Origin of the sequence: Streptomyces sp. NPDC051041 (genome assembly GCF_044456065.1) — a bacterium.
Lineage (GTDB): Bacteria > Actinomycetota > Actinomycetes > Streptomycetales > Streptomycetaceae > Streptomyces > Streptomyces glaucus.
In genome coordinates this window covers 432,848-449,449 of record NZ_JBITFM010000001.1, presented here as the reverse complement: position 1 = coordinate 449,449, position 16,602 = coordinate 432,848, and the positions used below count along the sequence as shown (strand labels likewise).

12 protein-coding genes and 1 tRNA gene are annotated in these 16,602 nt (G+C 72.2%); 11 read left to right on the top strand and 2 right to left on the bottom strand.

Annotation, left to right across the window (positions count from 1 at the left end):
- Positions 1–337 precede the first annotated feature (337 nt).
- The 5 genes from ACIBAI_RS01960 to ACIBAI_RS01940 all read left to right on the top strand — a co-directional run bounded on the left by ACIBAI_RS01960 (position 338) and on the right by ACIBAI_RS01940 (position 3,321).
- Complete coding sequence (locus ACIBAI_RS01960) at positions 338–607, top strand: hypothetical protein (protein ID WP_399030464.1); 270 nt, start codon at positions 338–340, stop codon at positions 605–607.
- A 195-nt stretch (positions 608–802) separates the two neighbouring features.
- Entirely contained in the window at positions 803–1,315 is a 513-nt protein-coding gene (locus tag ACIBAI_RS01955) for a tyrosinase family oxidase copper chaperone (RefSeq protein ID WP_399030463.1), read from the top strand.
- A complete protein-coding gene (locus ACIBAI_RS01950) occupies positions 1,299–2,165 on the top strand; it encodes a tyrosinase family protein (protein WP_399030462.1) in 867 nt (288 codons plus the stop codon). Before ACIBAI_RS01955 ends, ACIBAI_RS01950 begins: the two co-directional genes overlap by 17 nt.
- Positions 2,166–2,605: 440 nt before the next feature.
- Positions 2,606–2,893 (top strand): hypothetical protein, encoded by a 288-nt coding sequence (locus tag ACIBAI_RS01945; protein ID WP_399030461.1) that lies wholly within the window; start codon positions 2,606–2,608, stop codon positions 2,891–2,893.
- 176 nt (positions 2,894–3,069) lie between these two features.
- Positions 3,070–3,321, top strand: coding sequence for a hypothetical protein (locus tag ACIBAI_RS01940; protein ID WP_399030460.1), 252 nt, complete (start codon positions 3,070–3,072; stop codon positions 3,319–3,321).
- A 442-nt stretch (positions 3,322–3,763) separates the two neighbouring features.
- Here ACIBAI_RS01940 and ACIBAI_RS01935 read toward each other — a convergent pair.
- Positions 3,764–3,839, bottom strand: a tRNA-Arg gene (locus tag ACIBAI_RS01935).
- A 321-nt stretch (positions 3,840–4,160) separates the two neighbouring features.
- Here ACIBAI_RS01935 and ACIBAI_RS01930 point away from each other — a divergent pair.
- The 4 genes from ACIBAI_RS01930 to ACIBAI_RS01915 all read left to right on the top strand — a co-directional run bounded on the left by ACIBAI_RS01930 (position 4,161) and on the right by ACIBAI_RS01915 (position 10,194).
- On the top strand, positions 4,161–5,768 hold the full coding sequence (locus ACIBAI_RS01930; protein ID WP_399030458.1) for a dynamin family protein: 1,608 nt from the start codon (positions 4,161–4,163) through the stop codon (positions 5,766–5,768).
- 3 nt (positions 5,769–5,771) lie between these two features.
- On the top strand, positions 5,772–7,838 hold the full coding sequence (locus ACIBAI_RS01925) for a GTPase (protein ID WP_399030457.1): 2,067 nt from the start codon (positions 5,772–5,774) through the stop codon (positions 7,836–7,838).
- A 211-nt stretch (positions 7,839–8,049) separates the two neighbouring features.
- Positions 8,050–8,517, top strand: coding sequence for a single-stranded DNA-binding protein (locus ACIBAI_RS01920; protein WP_399030455.1), 468 nt, complete (start codon positions 8,050–8,052; stop codon positions 8,515–8,517).
- Positions 8,518–8,778: 261 nt separating this feature from the next.
- A complete protein-coding gene (locus ACIBAI_RS01915; RefSeq protein WP_399030454.1) occupies positions 8,779–10,194 on the top strand; it encodes a Cys-Gln thioester bond-forming surface protein in 1,416 nt (471 codons plus the stop codon).
- Between the two features lie 764 nt (positions 10,195–10,958).
- On the opposite strand, the gene ACIBAI_RS01910 is transcribed toward ACIBAI_RS01915, so the two are convergent.
- Positions 10,959–12,224 carry an alpha/beta hydrolase family protein gene (locus ACIBAI_RS01910; RefSeq protein ID WP_399030453.1) on the bottom strand — a complete coding sequence of 422 codons (1,266 nt, stop codon included), beginning with the start codon at positions 12,222–12,224 and terminating at the stop codon, positions 10,959–10,961.
- Positions 12,225–13,518: 1,294 nt separating this feature from the next.
- On the opposite strand from ACIBAI_RS01910, the gene ACIBAI_RS01905 reads away from it, so the two are divergent.
- Positions 13,519–15,483: a hypothetical protein gene (locus ACIBAI_RS01905; RefSeq protein WP_399030452.1), complete on the top strand. Its 1,965-nt coding sequence runs from the start codon at positions 13,519–13,521 to the stop codon at positions 15,481–15,483.
- Positions 15,484–16,078: 595 nt separating this feature from the next.
- Positions 16,079–16,567, top strand: coding sequence for a GIY-YIG nuclease family protein (locus tag ACIBAI_RS01900; RefSeq protein ID WP_399030451.1), 489 nt, complete (start codon positions 16,079–16,081; stop codon positions 16,565–16,567).
- Positions 16,568–16,602 lie beyond the last annotated feature (35 nt).

Sequence of the window (16,602 nt, the reverse complement as noted above, 5' to 3'; positions counted from 1 at the left end):
GGGGGGGGGGCGGGCCGGCGCGGGGGGCGGGGGGGGGGGGGGGGCGGGCGCCCCCCCCCGGCCCCCCCCCCCCACGACCGCTGTTCTTTCCGCCTCCTCCGGTTCTCTCCCGGCCTTCCTCACCCGAGATCCTCTTTTTCCGAACATCTCATATGCGGAAATCCGCGCGCGGAAATCCAGTGAAAGGAGGAATCGTGCGGGGGGAGCTCGTGCGCGGGAATCTCATATGAGCAATCGGCGATCTCCGGTACCTCCGGTTTCCGTCCCGGCAGGGAATCGTTGGGCACGGCGACAGAATTCCCCTCCGGCACCCCGCGGTGCCGAAGAAAGGAACACGATGAAGCCCCTGAAGGCTGCCGCCGTCCTCGCCGGGTCCCTGATCGCCTCCGGTGCCGCCGCGCCCGCGTTCGCCCACTCCGGGCCCGCGCCCGTCGGCCTCAACGCCATCAGCCCGCTCAGGAACGTGACCATCCTCGACGTGCCGCTGCCGGACGGGGCGAAGGCGCTCTACGCGGACGAGAACTCGCTGATCGAAACGGTGCGGAAGACCCCGGCCGCGCTGGACCAGCACCGGACGCCCCAGAGCGGTCCGCGGCAGCGGGGCTGAGACCACGCCGCGAGAAGAGGGGCGGCCCCCGGCTTCGCCGGGGGCCGCCCCTCTTCTCGCCTCCTCCGCGCCTTTCCCCTGCCCTCCTCGGGTGCGCGGCCGGTGACGGCCGCCGTCCCGGCCGCGCGGCGGTGACCGTGCGGGACGTTCGGCGGTTACGGCTGCGGACAACCGAACCGGACGAAGGAGGAAACCATGGTCGTCAGCGCAGGCGGGACACCGGTGGGTGCCGAGGACGGAGCGCCGGACCGCCCGGCGGGCCCCGGGCCGGAGGCCAGAACACGACGGCACGTGGCGCGCGGCCTGGGCGCCTGCGCGCTCGCCGCCGCCCTGGCCCCGCTGGTCGCCGCCTCCCGGCCGCAGCGCCCCGGCCCCGGTCCCGGACTCCGGAGCGCCGCGGGCGACACCGCCTTCGACCAGACCTACCGCGGCCGCCGCATCCGCGGTGTGCGGACCTCGCCGTGCGGCACCGCCGGGGACGGCCGGTGGCACGTCACCGTGGACGGCCGGCCCCTGCATCTGATGCGCCGCGCCGACGGCACCTGGCTGACCATGGTCGACCACTACTGCTCGTACCCGACACCGCTGGAGGCCGCCCGCGCCGCCGTCGACGAACTCGGCCCCGGCCGGCGGCTGAGCGACCTGGCTCAGGGACCGGCCGGCGCGGCACACCTGCACACGGGGGGCCGGCATGGCGTACGTGCGTAAGGACGCCCGCACGCTCACCGCGGCCGAGAAGCGCCGGTTCGTCAACGCGCTGCTGGAGGTCAAGCGGCGCGGCGAGTACGACGAGTTCGTGCGGATGCACGTCGAGTACTTCTCCCCCGACGGCGAACGCGGACTGCGCGCCGCGCACATGGCGCCCTCCTTCCTGCCCTGGCACCGCCGCTTCCTGCTCGATCTGGAGGAGGCGCTGCGCCGGGTGGACCCGTCGGTGACCGTGCCGTACTGGGACTGGACGCGCGATCGCACGACCGCTTCCGTCCCCTGGACGGCGGACCTGCTCGGGGGCAACGGGCGCCGCTCCGACCACCGGGTCATGACCGGCCCGTTCGCCTACGGGGAGGGCAACTGGACCCTCAGGGTGGGGGTGACCGACGAGGCGTTCCTCACCCGGGACCTCGGCCGCCGGCGCGATCCGATCGACCTGCCCACGAGGAACGAGCTGGAGTGGGCGCTGCAGGACCCCGTCTACGACGTGGCGCCCTGGGACTCGACGGTCACGCGGGGTTTCCGCAACAAGCTGGAGGGCTGGGGCACCGGCCGGGGCAGCGCGTCCTGGCGCAACCACAACCGGGTGCACCGCTGGATCGGCGGGGCGATGCTCGGCGGCGCCTCCGTCAACGACCCCGTCTTCTGGCTGCACCACGCCTTCGTGGACCTGCAGTGGCACCGCTGGCAGCGCCGGCACCGAGGAGCCCGCTACCTCCCCGCCGCACCGCCGGGCCCCGGCGACGAGCAGCACGACCGGATCGTGGCACGGCACCAGAAGCTGCCACCGTGGGACGTGACACCGGACGAGCTGGAGGACGTCAGCGGCGTCTACCGGTACGCGTGAGGCGACGCGGGACACGCGGGGAGCCCCGGCGCCGGAGGACGCCGGGGCTCCCCGACCGGGACGACACGCCGGCCGCCGCAGCCGCCTGCGGCGCCGGCGACACCGCAGACGGCGGACGACCACCACCTCGACGACGTCGCCACCCCGGCGACACGCCGCGCCGCACCGTCCGAAGCGGCTCCGACGCCTGCCGGGCCGCATGCGCCACCGGCCGCCCCGCTGCGCGGAACCGCTGCTCGGCAGCGATTCCCGGGCACACCCGGACCCCCCGGACGCATTCGTCCGATTTATCCGCAGCGACACCCAGAAGAGAGTTTTCAGGAAAATTTCGCAGTTGGGTGTTTCGTGTGCCGATGGACCGTGATGGTCGCCTATAGTTTTCAACTGTCAGTGACCGGCTCGTCACGGGCCGTGTCGACTCGTACAAGAACGGAGCAGTAATGCGCAAGTTCCAGAAGGCTGCTGTCGTTGTGGCCATGGTCGGCAGCGTCGGCGCCCTGGGTGCCCCGACCGCTCTCGCGGCCGACAAGGGCAAGGACGTCAGCTTCGAGGTCTCGGGCGGCGGCTGCAAGGTGGAGGGCGACTCGATCGCCATCCTCAGCAACGTCGGCATTCTGAACGGTGGCATCGTTTCCGGCATCCTGCACTTCGGTGAGGACCAGGACGGCGCCCAGAAGCTGGACCAGGGCAACACCGTTGACTGCTCCACCCGCGGCTTCACCGGCTGATAGCCGAGCAGGCAACTGAGGGCAGGTCCCGGGGCGCGAGCCCCGGGACCTCTCCCTGACACTCCTCACAACCCGAGCGTTGACCTCGCGCCGTCTCTTCCGGGGACATGCACGCAGTGGCCGCGTGGTTCGAGACGTACAGCGCCTGGGGGGATCTACCGCAAAGGACTTGGCGGATGCACAACTTGAAGAAGATCGCAGTGGTGGCGGGAATCCTGGGAGGGTCCGCTCTGGCGGGGCTCGGCACCGCCCAGGCCCATGAGGCCGGCTTGCCCGTCTGTGACCAGAAGGCCAGCGACAAGCACTGCGGACAGAAGCGTGAGTACCGGTACGTCGACGACAACGGCCGGCGCGTCCACGTCGTGGTCCGGCGAGAGGCCTGCGCGGTCAGGGGCAGCACCGTGGACTGCTCTCTCCACCACCCCTGATCCGATCACCGCCCCTGATCCGACCGGAGGCGCCGACGCCTCCTCGCGGCAGCCGTCCTGACCCCTGCCCGGCCGACGTGCCCCGGCCGTGGTGCTCCGGACGGCGGCTGCTCGAACGGCCAGATGGCCGGATCCGTCCCCCCGGGTCCGGCCATTCGGCGTTCCCGGCCGGTTCCGCGGAGTGCCGGGCGGAGGGGGCCGTGGACTTCGGTAGGTCGTCGAACGTTCCGGGGCGGCTCGACGGCAGGGCGCATGCGGCGGAGGACGGTGGATCGCACCGGTGGCGCACCGCCTCGGGCGGTGGCCGATTTCCTACTTGATCATACGGCGGGCGCCGTGCCGGGCGAGGTATTCGTACGCGCGAGTCGCACTTCGCCCGGGCCGGTCGCGGGCGGTGAGGACGCCCTCCGGCGAAGACGCCCTCCCGGGGGAGGGCGGGAGGTGGCGCCCCCGGCAGGACTCGAACCTGCGGCCAAGCGCTTAGAAGGCGCCTGCTCTATCCGCTGAGCTACGGGGGCCTGGTGTGGTGGCCTCTGTCGTGGTGCCCGGGTGTGGGCCGATCCGTGACGTTGCCGGGGACAAGGATAGGGCTCCCGACTCCTTGTCCCTGTCGCTTCGCCTCCGTGGCTCGATGTGGAGGTTCGGTGAAGCGGTCCTGATAATCGCAGGCAGGTGCGAATCGCGCACCGCTTTTGGCGCCTCCCGCCCCGGGTGTTGTGCACTCGTTATGCCTGGGCTGCGCCCGCGCCCGACTCGCCCCTTCCGCCCCTTCTGTTCTGTCGGCGCGCAGACATGCTCATATGCTTCAGAATTCCCCTAAAATTGGGCATTCTTCGCATGTGGTGACCTTGGACGTACGGCCTCAGCTGCTCGACGCACTCCTCACCCTGCGCAACCGTGTCGCGGCCGCACGCTTCCCGCTGCCCCTGGCGGGGGCTCCACGCGCGCGTGCCGACCGTGACGAACTGCTCGCGCAGCTCGACGACTACCTGGTGCCCCGGCTGAAAGAACCCGAAGCGCCGCTGCTGGCCGTCGTCGGGGGATCCACCGGAGCCGGGAAGTCGACGCTGGTGAACTCGATCGTGGGGCGGCGGGTCAGCGAGGCGGGCGTGCTGCGGCCGACGACCCGGACTCCGGTACTGGTCTGCCATCCGGAGGACCATCACTGGTTCAGCGGGATGAGGGTGCTGCCCGGTCTCACGCGCGTGTGGGTGCCGCAGCGCGATCCCGCGGACGACCTGCTGCTGCCGGGCGAGGACCCCGCGCGCCTGCTGCGGATCGAGACCGTCGAGACGCTGCCGCCCGGTCTCGCCCTGCTCGACGCGCCCGACGTCGACTCCCTGGTCTCCGACAGCCGCGTCCTGGCCGCCGAACTGATCTGCGCGGCCGACATCTGGGTGATGGTGACCACCGCCGCCCGCTACGCCGACGCCGTGCCCTGGCACCTGCTGCGCGCCGCCAAGGAGTACGACGTCACCCTGGTCACGGTGCTCGACCGGGTGCCCCACCAGGTGGTGACCGAGGTGGCGCGGCAGTACGGGGCACTGCTCACCAGGGCCGGGCTCGGCGACGTGCCCCGCTTCACCGTGCCCGAACTGCCCGAGTCCGCCTGGGGCGGCGGGCTGCTGCCGGCCACCGCCGTGGCGCCGCTGCGCACCTGGCTCGTCCACCAGACGCAGGACCCGGCGGCCCGGCAGCACGTCATGGCCCGCACGGCCCGCGGAGTCCTCGACTCGCTCAGGTCCCGGACGCCCGAACTGGCCGGCGCCGCCGCCGCCCAGTACGCGGCCGCGCTGCGCCTGACCGCCGCCGTCGACGGGGCGTACGACGCCGAGCACGCGCGCGTGCGGGGCCGGCTGCGGGGCGGGGCCGTGCTCGCCGGGGACGCCCTGAAGCGATGGCGCGCCTTCCCGCTGGACTGCTCCGCCGGGGAACTCCTCGACTCGCTGACGGAGAGCCTGAGCACGCTGCTGCTGTGCGCCGTCACCGCCGCCGACGAACGCGTCGACGAGGCATGGCGGCGCGAACCGGCCGCGGCCGCCCCGGAGCTGGCGCGGCCCGAGCGGTCCGCGGAAGGCCTGGAGCACCGTGTCGAGCTGGCCGTACGGCGGTGGCGGCGGGAGCTGGAGGAGTACGCCGAGGAGGAGGTGCGCGAGCTCGACCGCGGCGTCGCGCCGGATCCCGAGGCGGTCACCGCCCTGGTCGCCACCGCGCTGCTGGGCGGCCGCCGGGCGCGCGGCTCGGGCGAGCGGCTCGCCGAGCGGATCGGCGCGCACGGGGCGCTGCGGCTGCGCGACCGGGGCGGACGGCTCCTGACCGGGCTCGTCGACCGGGTCCTGCGCGCCGAACGCGAGCGCCGGCTCGCCCCGCTCGACGCGCTCGACGTGCACCCCGAGTCCCAGGCCGGACTCATCGCCGCGCTGTCCGTACTGCTGAAGGAGAGGTGACCGGTGACCGCCGCCACTGACCAGGACCACACCGAGCACGCCGATCGCCCGGGGAACGCGGCCCCCGCGGGCGAGCACTCCGGGGACGGGCCCCCCGCACAGGACGGCCCCGAGACCGGGCGCCCCGGAGGGGGGCCGGGGGAGGGGGACCCGGACGGCGCCCCCGCGGACCGGACCGCGCGGGACCCGCACACCGGGGCCGGGCGCGCGGAGAAGGAGACGGGCCGGACGCCCCACACGCACGGGAAGGAGGCCGACATGCCCGGCCGTACGGACGAGGACTCTCCCGGCGGCTCCCCCCGCCCCTCCGGCGGCCCGCCCGGTGGCGCCCCCGGCCGTGGGGGATCCGCGGGCGCCTGGGACGACGGGCTGATCGCGCGGCGGGTGGCCGAGGGGGAGAGCGCCGAGCAGTTCGCCGTCGTGGAGAACCGGCCGCCCGGTGGGCCGGCCACGACGCCGATGGTGTACGACAGGCCGCTGCGGTCGCGGCTCGACGCGCTGCGCGAACTGGTGGGACTCTCCCGCGCCCGGCTGGACAACAGGACCCTCGCCGAGGCGGGCCGGGTGCTGGACGAGGCCGCCGCGCGGCGCAGGCACTCCGGGCAGCACACCGTCGTCGCCATCGCGGGCGCCACCGGGAGCGGCAAGTCGCAGCTGTTCAACATGCTCGCCGGCGTGCCGATCTCGGAGACGGGCGTACGCCGGCCGACCACCACGGCGCCCATCGCGTGCAGCTGGAGCGACGGCGCGGCCAGCCTCATCGAGCGGCTCGGCATCCCGCCCCGCCTGCGGCGGCGCCCCCTGCAGAACGGGGACGCGGACCCCCAGCTGCGCGGACTCGTCCTGGTCGACCTGCTCGACCACGACTCGGCCGCCGTGCACCACCGCGAGCAGGTGGACCGCATCCTCAGGCTCGTCGACGCGGTGATCTGGGTCGTCGACCCCGAGAAGTACGCCGACGCCGTCCTGCACGAGCGCTACCTGCGGCCCATGGCGGGCCACGCGGAGGTCATGTTCGTCGTCCTCAACCAGATCGACCGGCTGCCCGGGGAGGCCGCCGAGCAGGTCCTCGACGACCTGCGGCGCCTGCTCGACGAGGACGGGATCGCGCTGGGGGAGTACGGCGAACCGGGCGCGACCGTGCTCGCGCTGTCCGCGCTCACCGGGGACGGGGTCGGCGAACTGCGCGAGGCACTCGGCCGGTTCGTGGCGCAGCGGACGGCGCCGGCCCGCCGGATCTCGGCCGATGTGGACGCCGCCGCGTGGCGGCTGCGGCCCGTCTACGTCACCGGGCGGCGGACCGGGCTGAGCGAGCAGGCGCGGGAGGAGTTCGCGGCCCGCCTCGCGGACGCGGTCGGCGCCGCCGCGGCGGGCGAGGCGGCCGAACGCGCGTGGCTGCGCAACGCCAACCGCGCCTGCGGGACGCCCTGGCTGCGGCTGTGGCACTGGTACCAGGACCGCGGGGAGCCGCCCACCGGACGACTCCCCGCGCGCGCCCGGGCGGACGAGGAGACCACGGCCCGGCAACGGGTCGAGCAGGCGGTGCGCACGGTGGCCGACCGCGCGTCGGCCGGGCTGCCCGCGCCGTGGGCGCAGGCGGTGCGCGAGGCGGCCGCACGCGGCGCCCAGGGGCTGCCCGAGGCGCTGGACGAGCTGGCGGCGCGGCACGGACCGCCGCCCGGGCGGCCGCCGCGGCCGGGGTGGTGGCCGGTGGCCGTGCTGACCCAGGCGTCGATGACGATCCTTCAGTTCGCGGGCGGGCTGTGGCTGCTGGGCCAGATCGTCGGGGTGATGTCGCCCAACCTCGGCGTGCCGGTGCTGCTGATGGTGATCGGGATCGTCGGCGGCCCCCTCATCGAGTGGAGCTGCCGGATGGCGGCGCGCGGCCCGGCCCGGAGATACGGCCTGGAGGCGGAACGCCGCTTGCGGGAGGCGGCCGCCGGATGCGGCCGGGCCCGCGTACTGGACCCCGTGGCGGCGGAGCTGCTGCGGTACCGGGAGGTCCGGGAGCAGTACGGGAGAGTCGTGGGAACGGGGACGGGGACGGGGGCGGAGGCCGGGGGGAGCTGAGGCGGCCCGGGCCGCCTCACCCGTACGGGCGGCGGAGTTCTCCACAGGCGGGCGGTGGTCCACAGCGCCCGGCGGGCCCGGCCCGGCGGAGGCAGTCTGGCTTCGCGGCGATCGCGAAGGACGCGCTCGCCGCGGCGGACACAGCCGTACGGGACGGACCCGTACACGCATCCGCCCGGGGCGTGCGCCCGGGCGAGGGAGGGATTCCGGGATGAACGAGACGATCATCTGCGCGGTGGGCAATGTGGCGACGCAGCCGGTGTACCGGGAACTGGCCGGCGGACCGTCCGCGCGGTTCCGGCTGGCGGTGACCCCGCGCTACCTGAACCGGGAGAAGAACGTGTGGACGGACGGGCACACCAACTTCTTCACGGTCTGGGCCGGCCGGCAGCTCGCCGTCAACGCGGCGGCGTCGCTGAACCTCGGCGACCCGGTCGTCGTGCAGGGCAGGCTGAAGGTGCGCACGGACGCCCGCGAGGGACAGAACTGGCTGTCGGCGGAGATCGACGCGATGGCGATCGGCCACGACCTGGCGCGGGGCACGTCGGCGTTCCGGCGCGTCAACAAGCCCGAGACGGCCGCCTCCCCGCCGCGGCCGGAGCCCGACTGGCGGACACCCGAGGAGGAGGCCGGGGAGGCGGAGCCGCAACAGCCGTCCCCCTCCGCCGTGGTGACGTGAGGTCACCCGGTGCGCGCACCCGGGCGAACCGCGGCCCGTCGACGCACGCGCACCGGACGAGCCGGGTGGATTTGTCGACAAGTCCTGCTCGCGGACGGTCCTGGCGATAACGATTCCGAGTCGGATCATCGCCCGGGCAGCCTCACCGGGAAGCCGGGGCACGCCGCGTCCCTAGGATGCCGGGCATGGCCCTCGGGCCGAAGATTCTGCTGGTGGGACCGTACCCCCCACATCAACGGGTCCTGCTCGAAGGGGAATGTGGTGTTTGCATCGTTCTCTGCGCTCCCGGCGCGCGGGCGAGGGCCGGCCCGCCTCGCCGCCGCGACGCTGGTGTCCGGACTCGTCGCCGCCGGGGTGCTGGCCGGTGCCGGCACCGCCGCCGCCGACGGGACTCCGCAGAGCCAGGGCGGGGCGACCGCCACCATCGGCGGTCTGAAGACGTACGGCGCCGCCGTGGTGCACACCGACTCCGGGGACCTGGAGGTGTCGGCCGGCCTGTTCGAGATGGCGGTCGAGGGCGGCGGCATGCTGCAGACGTACTGCGTCGACCTCCACACCCCCACGCAGAAGGACGCCAGGTACCACGAGACCCCGTGGAGCGGGACCTCACTGGCCTCGAACAAGGACGCCGGCCGGATCCGCTGGATCCTGCAGAACTCCTACCCGCAGGTGAACGACCTCGCGGCGCTCGCCGAGAAGGCCGGTGTCCGCGGCGGTCTCACCGAGCAGGACGCGGCGGCCGGCACCCAGGTGGCCATCTGGCGCCACTCGGACGACGCGGACGTCGACGCCGTCGACCCGCAGGCCGAGCAGCTCGCGGACTACCTGGAGAAGAGCGCCCGCGACCTGGCCGAACCGGAGGCGTCGCTGACCCTGGACCCGCCCGCGGTCTCCGGACGCCCCGGTGAGCGGCTCGGCCCGGTGACCGTGCACACCAACGCGGACGGCGTGACCCTGACGCCGCCGGCGGACGCCGCCACGAGCGGTGTGCGGATCGTCGACGCGAACGGCAGGGCCGTCACGTCCGCGGCGGACGGCAGCCAGGTGTTCTTCGAGGTGCCGGACGACGCCGCCGCCGGCACGGCCGAGCTGACCGTGCAGGCCTCGACCACGGTGCCGGTCGGCCGGGCCTTCACCTCCGAGAACCGCAGCCAGACCCAGATCCTGGCCGGCTCCAGCGAGTCGACGGTCTCGGCCACGGCGAGCGCGACCTGGGCCGGGACGGGCGCGATACCCGCGCTGTCCGCGGTGAGGAACTGCGCCGAGGGCGGCCTGGACATCACCGTCGCCAACGCGGGCGCCGAGGCGTTCGCCTTCGACCTGATGGGAACCGGGTACGGCGTCGCGGCGGGCGAGTCCCGCACGGTGACGGTCCCGTTGCAGGAGGACCAGGCGTACGACTTCACGATCGAGGGGCCGAGCGGCTTCGAGAAACGTTTCACCGGCGTGCTCGACTGCCGGACGCAGGGTGCCGGGGGCGGCGAGTCCACGCAGACCCTCGGCGAACCGAGCCCCGCCACGGCGGGCGGCGCGCCCGCGGGCACCAACCTCGCCGAGACCGGCGGCTCGGGCGTCACCCCCCTGATCGCCGGCATCGCGCTCGCCCTGGTCGTGATCGGCGGCGCGACCCTGCTCGTCATCCGCCGCAAGGAGACGCCGGTCCAGGGGCGGCAGTGAGGGGCGAGCCGTCGCCACCAACGGCGCAACCCGGACCAGGGCCTTGACCGGAGGGTCTGCGCGCGGGGGTGGGGAGAGACGGTACGGCGCGACGGCGCTCCCCGACGCGTACCCGGTTCCGCGGACGGGACCGGCGGGCCGGCGGCGTCCTCCGCGCCGTCCCACCGGCGCTCGACTCCGACGCGCCGGACCAAGCGCGGGCCCGGCCGTACGAGGGACGCGTCGAGACCGGAGACGCTCCCCCGCGCCTCGAGCCCCGCGGGCGACCTCGGGCGGGTGGCTGCGTTCACGAGAACGGGTTCTGGCCCGCCTGCTGCGAAACGGGGCGAGGACGTCCTCGCCCCGATCGTCCGCAGGCAGCCGACCTGGGCGGATCCGAATCCGGCGCTGCCCGGGGACCGGAACACCAGCCGCTCTCACAGAAGCTGAACCAGAACCCGTTCCTGTGAACACAGCCAGGCAGGACTGTTCGAGGAGGCGCCCTGGTGCGGCTGCGGGCGCACCGCGGCCCGGGGCACGTCCTCGGCGGTGGCCGTCGTCGTCGTTCCAGCCGGAGGGCTGCGGGCCGCCGGTGGTTCCGCGCGTATCGCCGACGCGGCCGCACACGCCGGCAGGCGACGCCTGTCCGTTCCGCCGTTCCCGACAGCCGCAATCGCCGACAGGGCCCGGACGGCGCCGGAGACCTCGAGACGGACGCGGCCCGGACCGTGGTGCCCCGCTCGGACGCCGCGCGGATGCCGGGGACGCCCTGCGGCCGGTCGTGCCTACGGGACGAAGCGCACCTCGGGGTGGGAGGGGGAGGGCCCGTTCAGCAGGCGCCGCGGTTCGCCCCGCAGGTGCCGGTCGAAGAATGCCGTGAGGTAGGCGCGCTGGGCGGCGGTGCTGCGCCGGGGGTCCACCGTTCCGATGTACTGCTCGCGGGTCTGTGGCGGGATGTCCAGTCGTTCGTCCAGGGCGGGCAGGATGGTCTGCACGTCGGAGTAGCTGTAGTGGCCTCCCCGCTCCAGACTCAGATCGAGTTTCCAGCCGGTCGAGCGGTCCCAGAACGACTGCCACGACGGTTTGTTCCGGTGGGTCTGATTCGCCTTGCCCATCAGCATGAACGGGCGGTTCAGCCCTTCCAGGGCCACGGGCAGGAACTCGGTGCCGCTGTACTGCAGTGTGCCGTCCATGTTGATGCCGGCATCGATCCGGTCGTCCACGCGCATGGCCTCGGCCGCCGTCATGCCTCCGGCCGAGTGGCCGTACATCCCGATCCGCTCCAGGTCGAGAGCCCTGCCCAGCCCACGGGGAAGGCGGCGCCCCTCGGCGTCGGGATTTCCGCCGGCCCGCAGTACGGCCAGCTGGTCCAGAACGAAGCGGGTGTCCTGGACCCGGGTCTCGATCGCCTTCCTGCGCGTCTCGCTCCCGGTCATCGGCTCCTTCCGGAACTCGACGCGTCCGCCGGGGAACTCGACGGGATCGCTCTCGTGGGTGTGGTCCACGGTGACCACCACATAGCCACGACTCGCCAATTCCACGGCCGTCGAGGTGCCGAGCGCCCGGGGCACCCCCAGCCCCGGCGAGTACAGCACGACCGGCCGTCTCGAGCGGTCGTCGGCCGGGGCCGCGGAAGCGGCATCCGTCCGCGCCGCGGCCCAGTCCACCTCGCCGGGACGGGCCAGCCCGAACGAGCCCGACTCGTCCGCGAAGCGCGCGACGCCGGGCCGCATATAGGGCTGGCGCGGGTACCCGTTCGCCGAGCGGGCCGGATACCAGATGCCGACCATCAGCTCCCGGTCCGTGCCGGCGACCCACGGATCGGGCCGTTCCCGGTCGACGAGATGGAGCTCCGCGGCCCCGACCGGCCGCCGCCCCGTCGGCTCCGGCAACTCGAAGCGCACGGCCGCACAGGCCTGCGCGGGTAAGCAGCCGGACGCCGAGGCCGTGGGGACAGCCGTACCGGAAGGGGCCGAGGCGGCCGCACCCGCCCCGACGGTCAGGGAGAGGACGAGGGCCACAGCGGCGGTGACGCCTGCATGAGTTCGCATGCGCCCAACCTCGCCCCGGACCCCGCACCGGCACATCGGCCCCCGGAAGGACCCGGCCTCCCGGATTCCACCGGGTGAACCCCCATGACGCCTTCAGGGACCTCACCGACCCGCACGGGCGGTGCGGGCGACGAACCGGAAAGCTCCAGAAAGCCGCTCCGACCGCCCAGCACGGCCCCGGCCTGTACCGGCTCACGGGCGTGACGCGCCGGACGCCCTCGGCGAAGCCCCGTGCCTGCCGCACCACGAGCGCATCAGGCCGGGCGGGGCGTGACGGAGAACGGCCTTGCTCACGAGCCGGGGCTCCGGCACGGGTCTTGGGAACCGGTCGCGGTCCGGACCGCCGCGTCCGCTGCCCGGCCCCTGCCCCCGTGTCCTCCGGGTGGAGGCCGCATGGCCGCAGGCGCCCTACGGATTCGCGGGCGGGCATTCCGGCGGGTGAGAGCAGCACCTGCTGCCGGGCCCGGTCATGGGGAAGCTGCGCCATGATCTCGGCCGCGAGTTCCCCGGGCAGCGTACGCACCCACGGACACCTTGCTCCCCGGCAGGACACCCTGCGGGATGACGTCGACGGGGGAGCTGATATCCATCGGACAGCACGCCTCCACCCCTCGTGTCATCGGCGGGCCGCCCATGTGAGTCCGGCAATCAGGGCGGTGAGGCCGACGCCGGCCCATGCAGCGGCGACCTGAAGCGGCTCTGCGGCTGCAGGATGCCGCCAGGACAGGTAAGCGAAGAACATTACCCCGAGCCCGATGATGCCTGCGGCGACAAGGCCGATTCCGATAAGAATCGCGGGGGAGGCGGGCTGCGGCCGCGGGACCGAGGCGGGGGCGGGGTCGGCGGGAGTGGGATTGTGGTCGGACACGTGGGTTCTTTCGGTCGGTGGGCAGTTGTCGGGCCGGCGATTGAGCGCAACGTGGAGCGATCCCGCTTTTTCCACGTCTCGGGTGGACGGGTTTGAACAGCGGCTGGGACGGGCGTTCAGCATCGAAGGGGACGGGGTCTTGGCCTGCACGCCCACCGGAGGTGGAATCGTGACGCTCGGTGTGGTTCTGTCCTGAAACTGAAGATTTGCCGGAAAAGCCCTTCATGGGCGGCGTGAGAGCTGATGCGACGCGGTGTTGGGCGAACGGTTCGAGTGCGTCGGGCAATCGTCATAGAGTTGCACCCCGATAACAGACAGTGCTCAGGTGGTGACGCGAGCGAGGTCTCCCCCAAAGGCTGGCGCGGCCTGGGGAGTTGCGGCAAGCGTCACGCGTTGCCATCCGGCGGCGACGCTGAAGGGAAGAGAATGTCCAGGTGGGACTTGCTGGAGGAAGAGATCGAGTCCGAAGTCCGGGAGCTGGCGCAGACACTGCGGATGCTGCTGGACTCGTTAGGGATTTCGCTACGGCGCTACGCCGCCCGCACGTACAGCGATCCGGGGACTGTCTCGCGCTATCTCAGCGGCAAGCGGGTACCGCCTTGGTCATTTGTGATGGGCCTGCTGACCGAGGTGGCCGAACACCGCGGCGAGCCGGTCACCGCAGAGGTGACCGGACGCCTACGCACGTTGCACCGCAAGGCTGTATCGGCCGGCACGTCGAACCGTCGGGTCCAAGAGCTTCAGCTGCTACTGGAAGAACAAGACCAGGAAGTCCGTGAGAGCCAGGCCAAGGAGCAGGCTCTCACCGACCTGTTGCGCGAGCGGCAACGCCGTCTGCACGTCGTGCAGAACGAATTGCGGGCTCTCGAAGCGGCCCAGGCCACCGATCGCGAGGAGCACCGCATCGCCTTGGATCAGGCCCGGGCCGAGCAATCACGGCTGCGAGCCGAACGTGACAACCTGCGCGCGGAAGTCACCACCCTGCGCAACCGACTAGCCGATGCCCAGCGGGCCACCACTGTCGCCGAGGAGCGCTGTGCCCGCCTTGAACGACTGCTGGACGCCGAGGAGCATGACTCCGTTCAGCCGCCGGAATCAGAGACCGCACGGCAGCAGTCCGTCCCGGACCCGGTGTCGCAGTCCTCGGGTCCTTCTGCGGCGGCCGTACCGTTTCTTCCCTCATCGGAGAACGTCCAGACCGCCGCAGGTCCGTCGACTGCCAAGCAGAGTGTTGCGCCGGTGGCCACACCCCGGAACCGACGCAAGTCACCAGCCTCGCCGGGCGAGCCGCCCCGGAAGGCCGTGGCCGCATCCTCCAGGGCGTCGCAGCCGGAGGCATCCCGGGCAGCAGCCAGGCCACTCGTCGGGCGACGGCGTGTCATGTCGACCGCTCTGAGTACCGTTGCCGCCCTGGTGCTTGATGGCGACTCACCAGCCGGCCCTTCCTCTGCTGCTTCCGAAGAAAAGAGTGTTCCTCGTCTTCCTGTCGCCGGACCAGCCATTGCCTTGAACGGCCACATGGACACCATCTATTCGGTGGCATTCAGTCCGGACGGCAAAGTTATTGCCACGGGCAGCGCGGACGAGACGGTGCGGTTATGGGACAGGGCCACCCGCAAGGAGATCGACAGGCATCTCACCGGTCACACAGACGGCGTCTGTTCCGTGGCGTTCAGTCCGGACGGAAAGACCCTGGCCACCGGCGGCTATGAGGAAGTAGTGCTGCTGTGGGACACCGTCACCCGCGAGCAGACCGGAAAGTTGTCCATCACCGACACTGATACCGACACCATTTTTTCGGTAGCGTTCAGTCCGGACGGCGAAATCCTGGCTGCCGGCTGTGAGGATGGCGCGGTGCGGCTGTGGAATACGGCCACCCGCGAGCAGGCGGGCAAACTCCTCAGTGGTCACAAGGACAACGTCTATTCGGTCGCGTTCAGCCCGGACGGCGGCATCCTGGCCGCCAGCGGCTGGGGTGAGACGGTACTGCTGTGGGACGTCTCCACTCGCAAGCGAACCAGTGAAATCCTCACCGGCCACACCGACACCGTCTATGCGGTGGCATTCAGTCCGGACGGCAAAATCCTGGCCACTGGTTGCATAGATGACACGGTGCGGCTGTGGGACACGGCCACCCGCGAGCACATGGGCAAACTCCTCACCACCCGTAACGACGGCGTAGCTTCGGTGGCTTTCAGTCCGGACAGTAAAATCCTCGCCACCGGCGGCTACGATCAAGCTGTGCGGTTGTGGGACACCTCTACGCGCAAGCAAATCGCCAAACTCCCCACAGGCCGCACCAAGAGCATCCAATCAGTGGCCTTCAGCCCAGACGGGAAGACCCTCGTCGCCGGCGGAAGCAAAACGGCGTGGCTGTGGCAGCTTTACTGATCGTTTCAGAACAAGCCTTTTCCAGCCTCACGTCTGTGCTGGTCAGCGGCCTGTCGACGGTTGAACGCGCCGTTCCGCAGCGAACCCATGACCAGCAGGTCCGTAGTCGGTCACGGTGGCCCGGACGCTCCGCCGGGCATGGTCAGCGGCGCTGACGACCAGATTGGAAAAGGCTCAGTGTCCGGATCCTCCACCGGGACGCGCGCGCCGAACTCACGTGCAGCGACGAGCAGTGGTTCGCGTATGTCATGGGCAACCGCAAGAGCTCACCGACGTTGCCCCTCGCGTCCGCGGTGAAGCCTCCGTGTCGGTGCAGCGGCCGGCGAGAGCGCCCCCGCATCGCAACCGCACCAGATCGAGCGGGGAACAGAAGGGAATCACGGTGAGAGCAGCCCGGCCCGACGAGGCCACCACCTGGTTGTTTGCCCAGGACATCGCCCGAACCACCCTGAAATGACCGCGGCTTCCCAAGCTGATGCCACATGTCAGCGGTGACCAGTAGCCTGCGACGATCAGCCATAGCACACCAGGAGGCCTCGTGGAAGCTGCTGCTCTCGTCAGTCCCGACCGGTTATGGGCGGCACCGGAGGTCTTGGTGCGTCCGAGCCCTGTCCCGGCGGCGGCCGGGGTCTACGGGTGGCACTTCGAGCAGCCGCCCCACCCCGACCTGGAGGCCGGGCGCCTGCTGTACGTCGGCATAGCCCCGCGGTACATGGCGAACCGGACCAGCACCCAGAACCTTCGCAAGCGGGTGCACTATCACTACCGGGGCAACGCGGCCGGCTCGACGCTGCGGCTCACCCTCGGCTGCTTGCTCGGGCTTGAGCTGCGCCGTGTGGGCAGCGGCAAGCGGATGACCTTCGGCAAGGCCGGCGAAGCCGCCCTGAGCCAGTGGATGGCGGACAACGCGCGGGTGTGCTGGATCGAGCGGAGCGAACCGTGGGACCTGGAGGCGCAGCTCATCTCCCAGCTCGACCTCCCCCTGAACCTCGATCAGAACCGCCACAACGCGTTCCACGGCCGCCTGAAGGAGCTACGTGCCCAGGCACGCCGGCGGGCGCGGGAGTTGCCCATCAGCTCGTAGGCCGGCGGGTCGTGGTCTGGGCCGTCCCTGGGCCG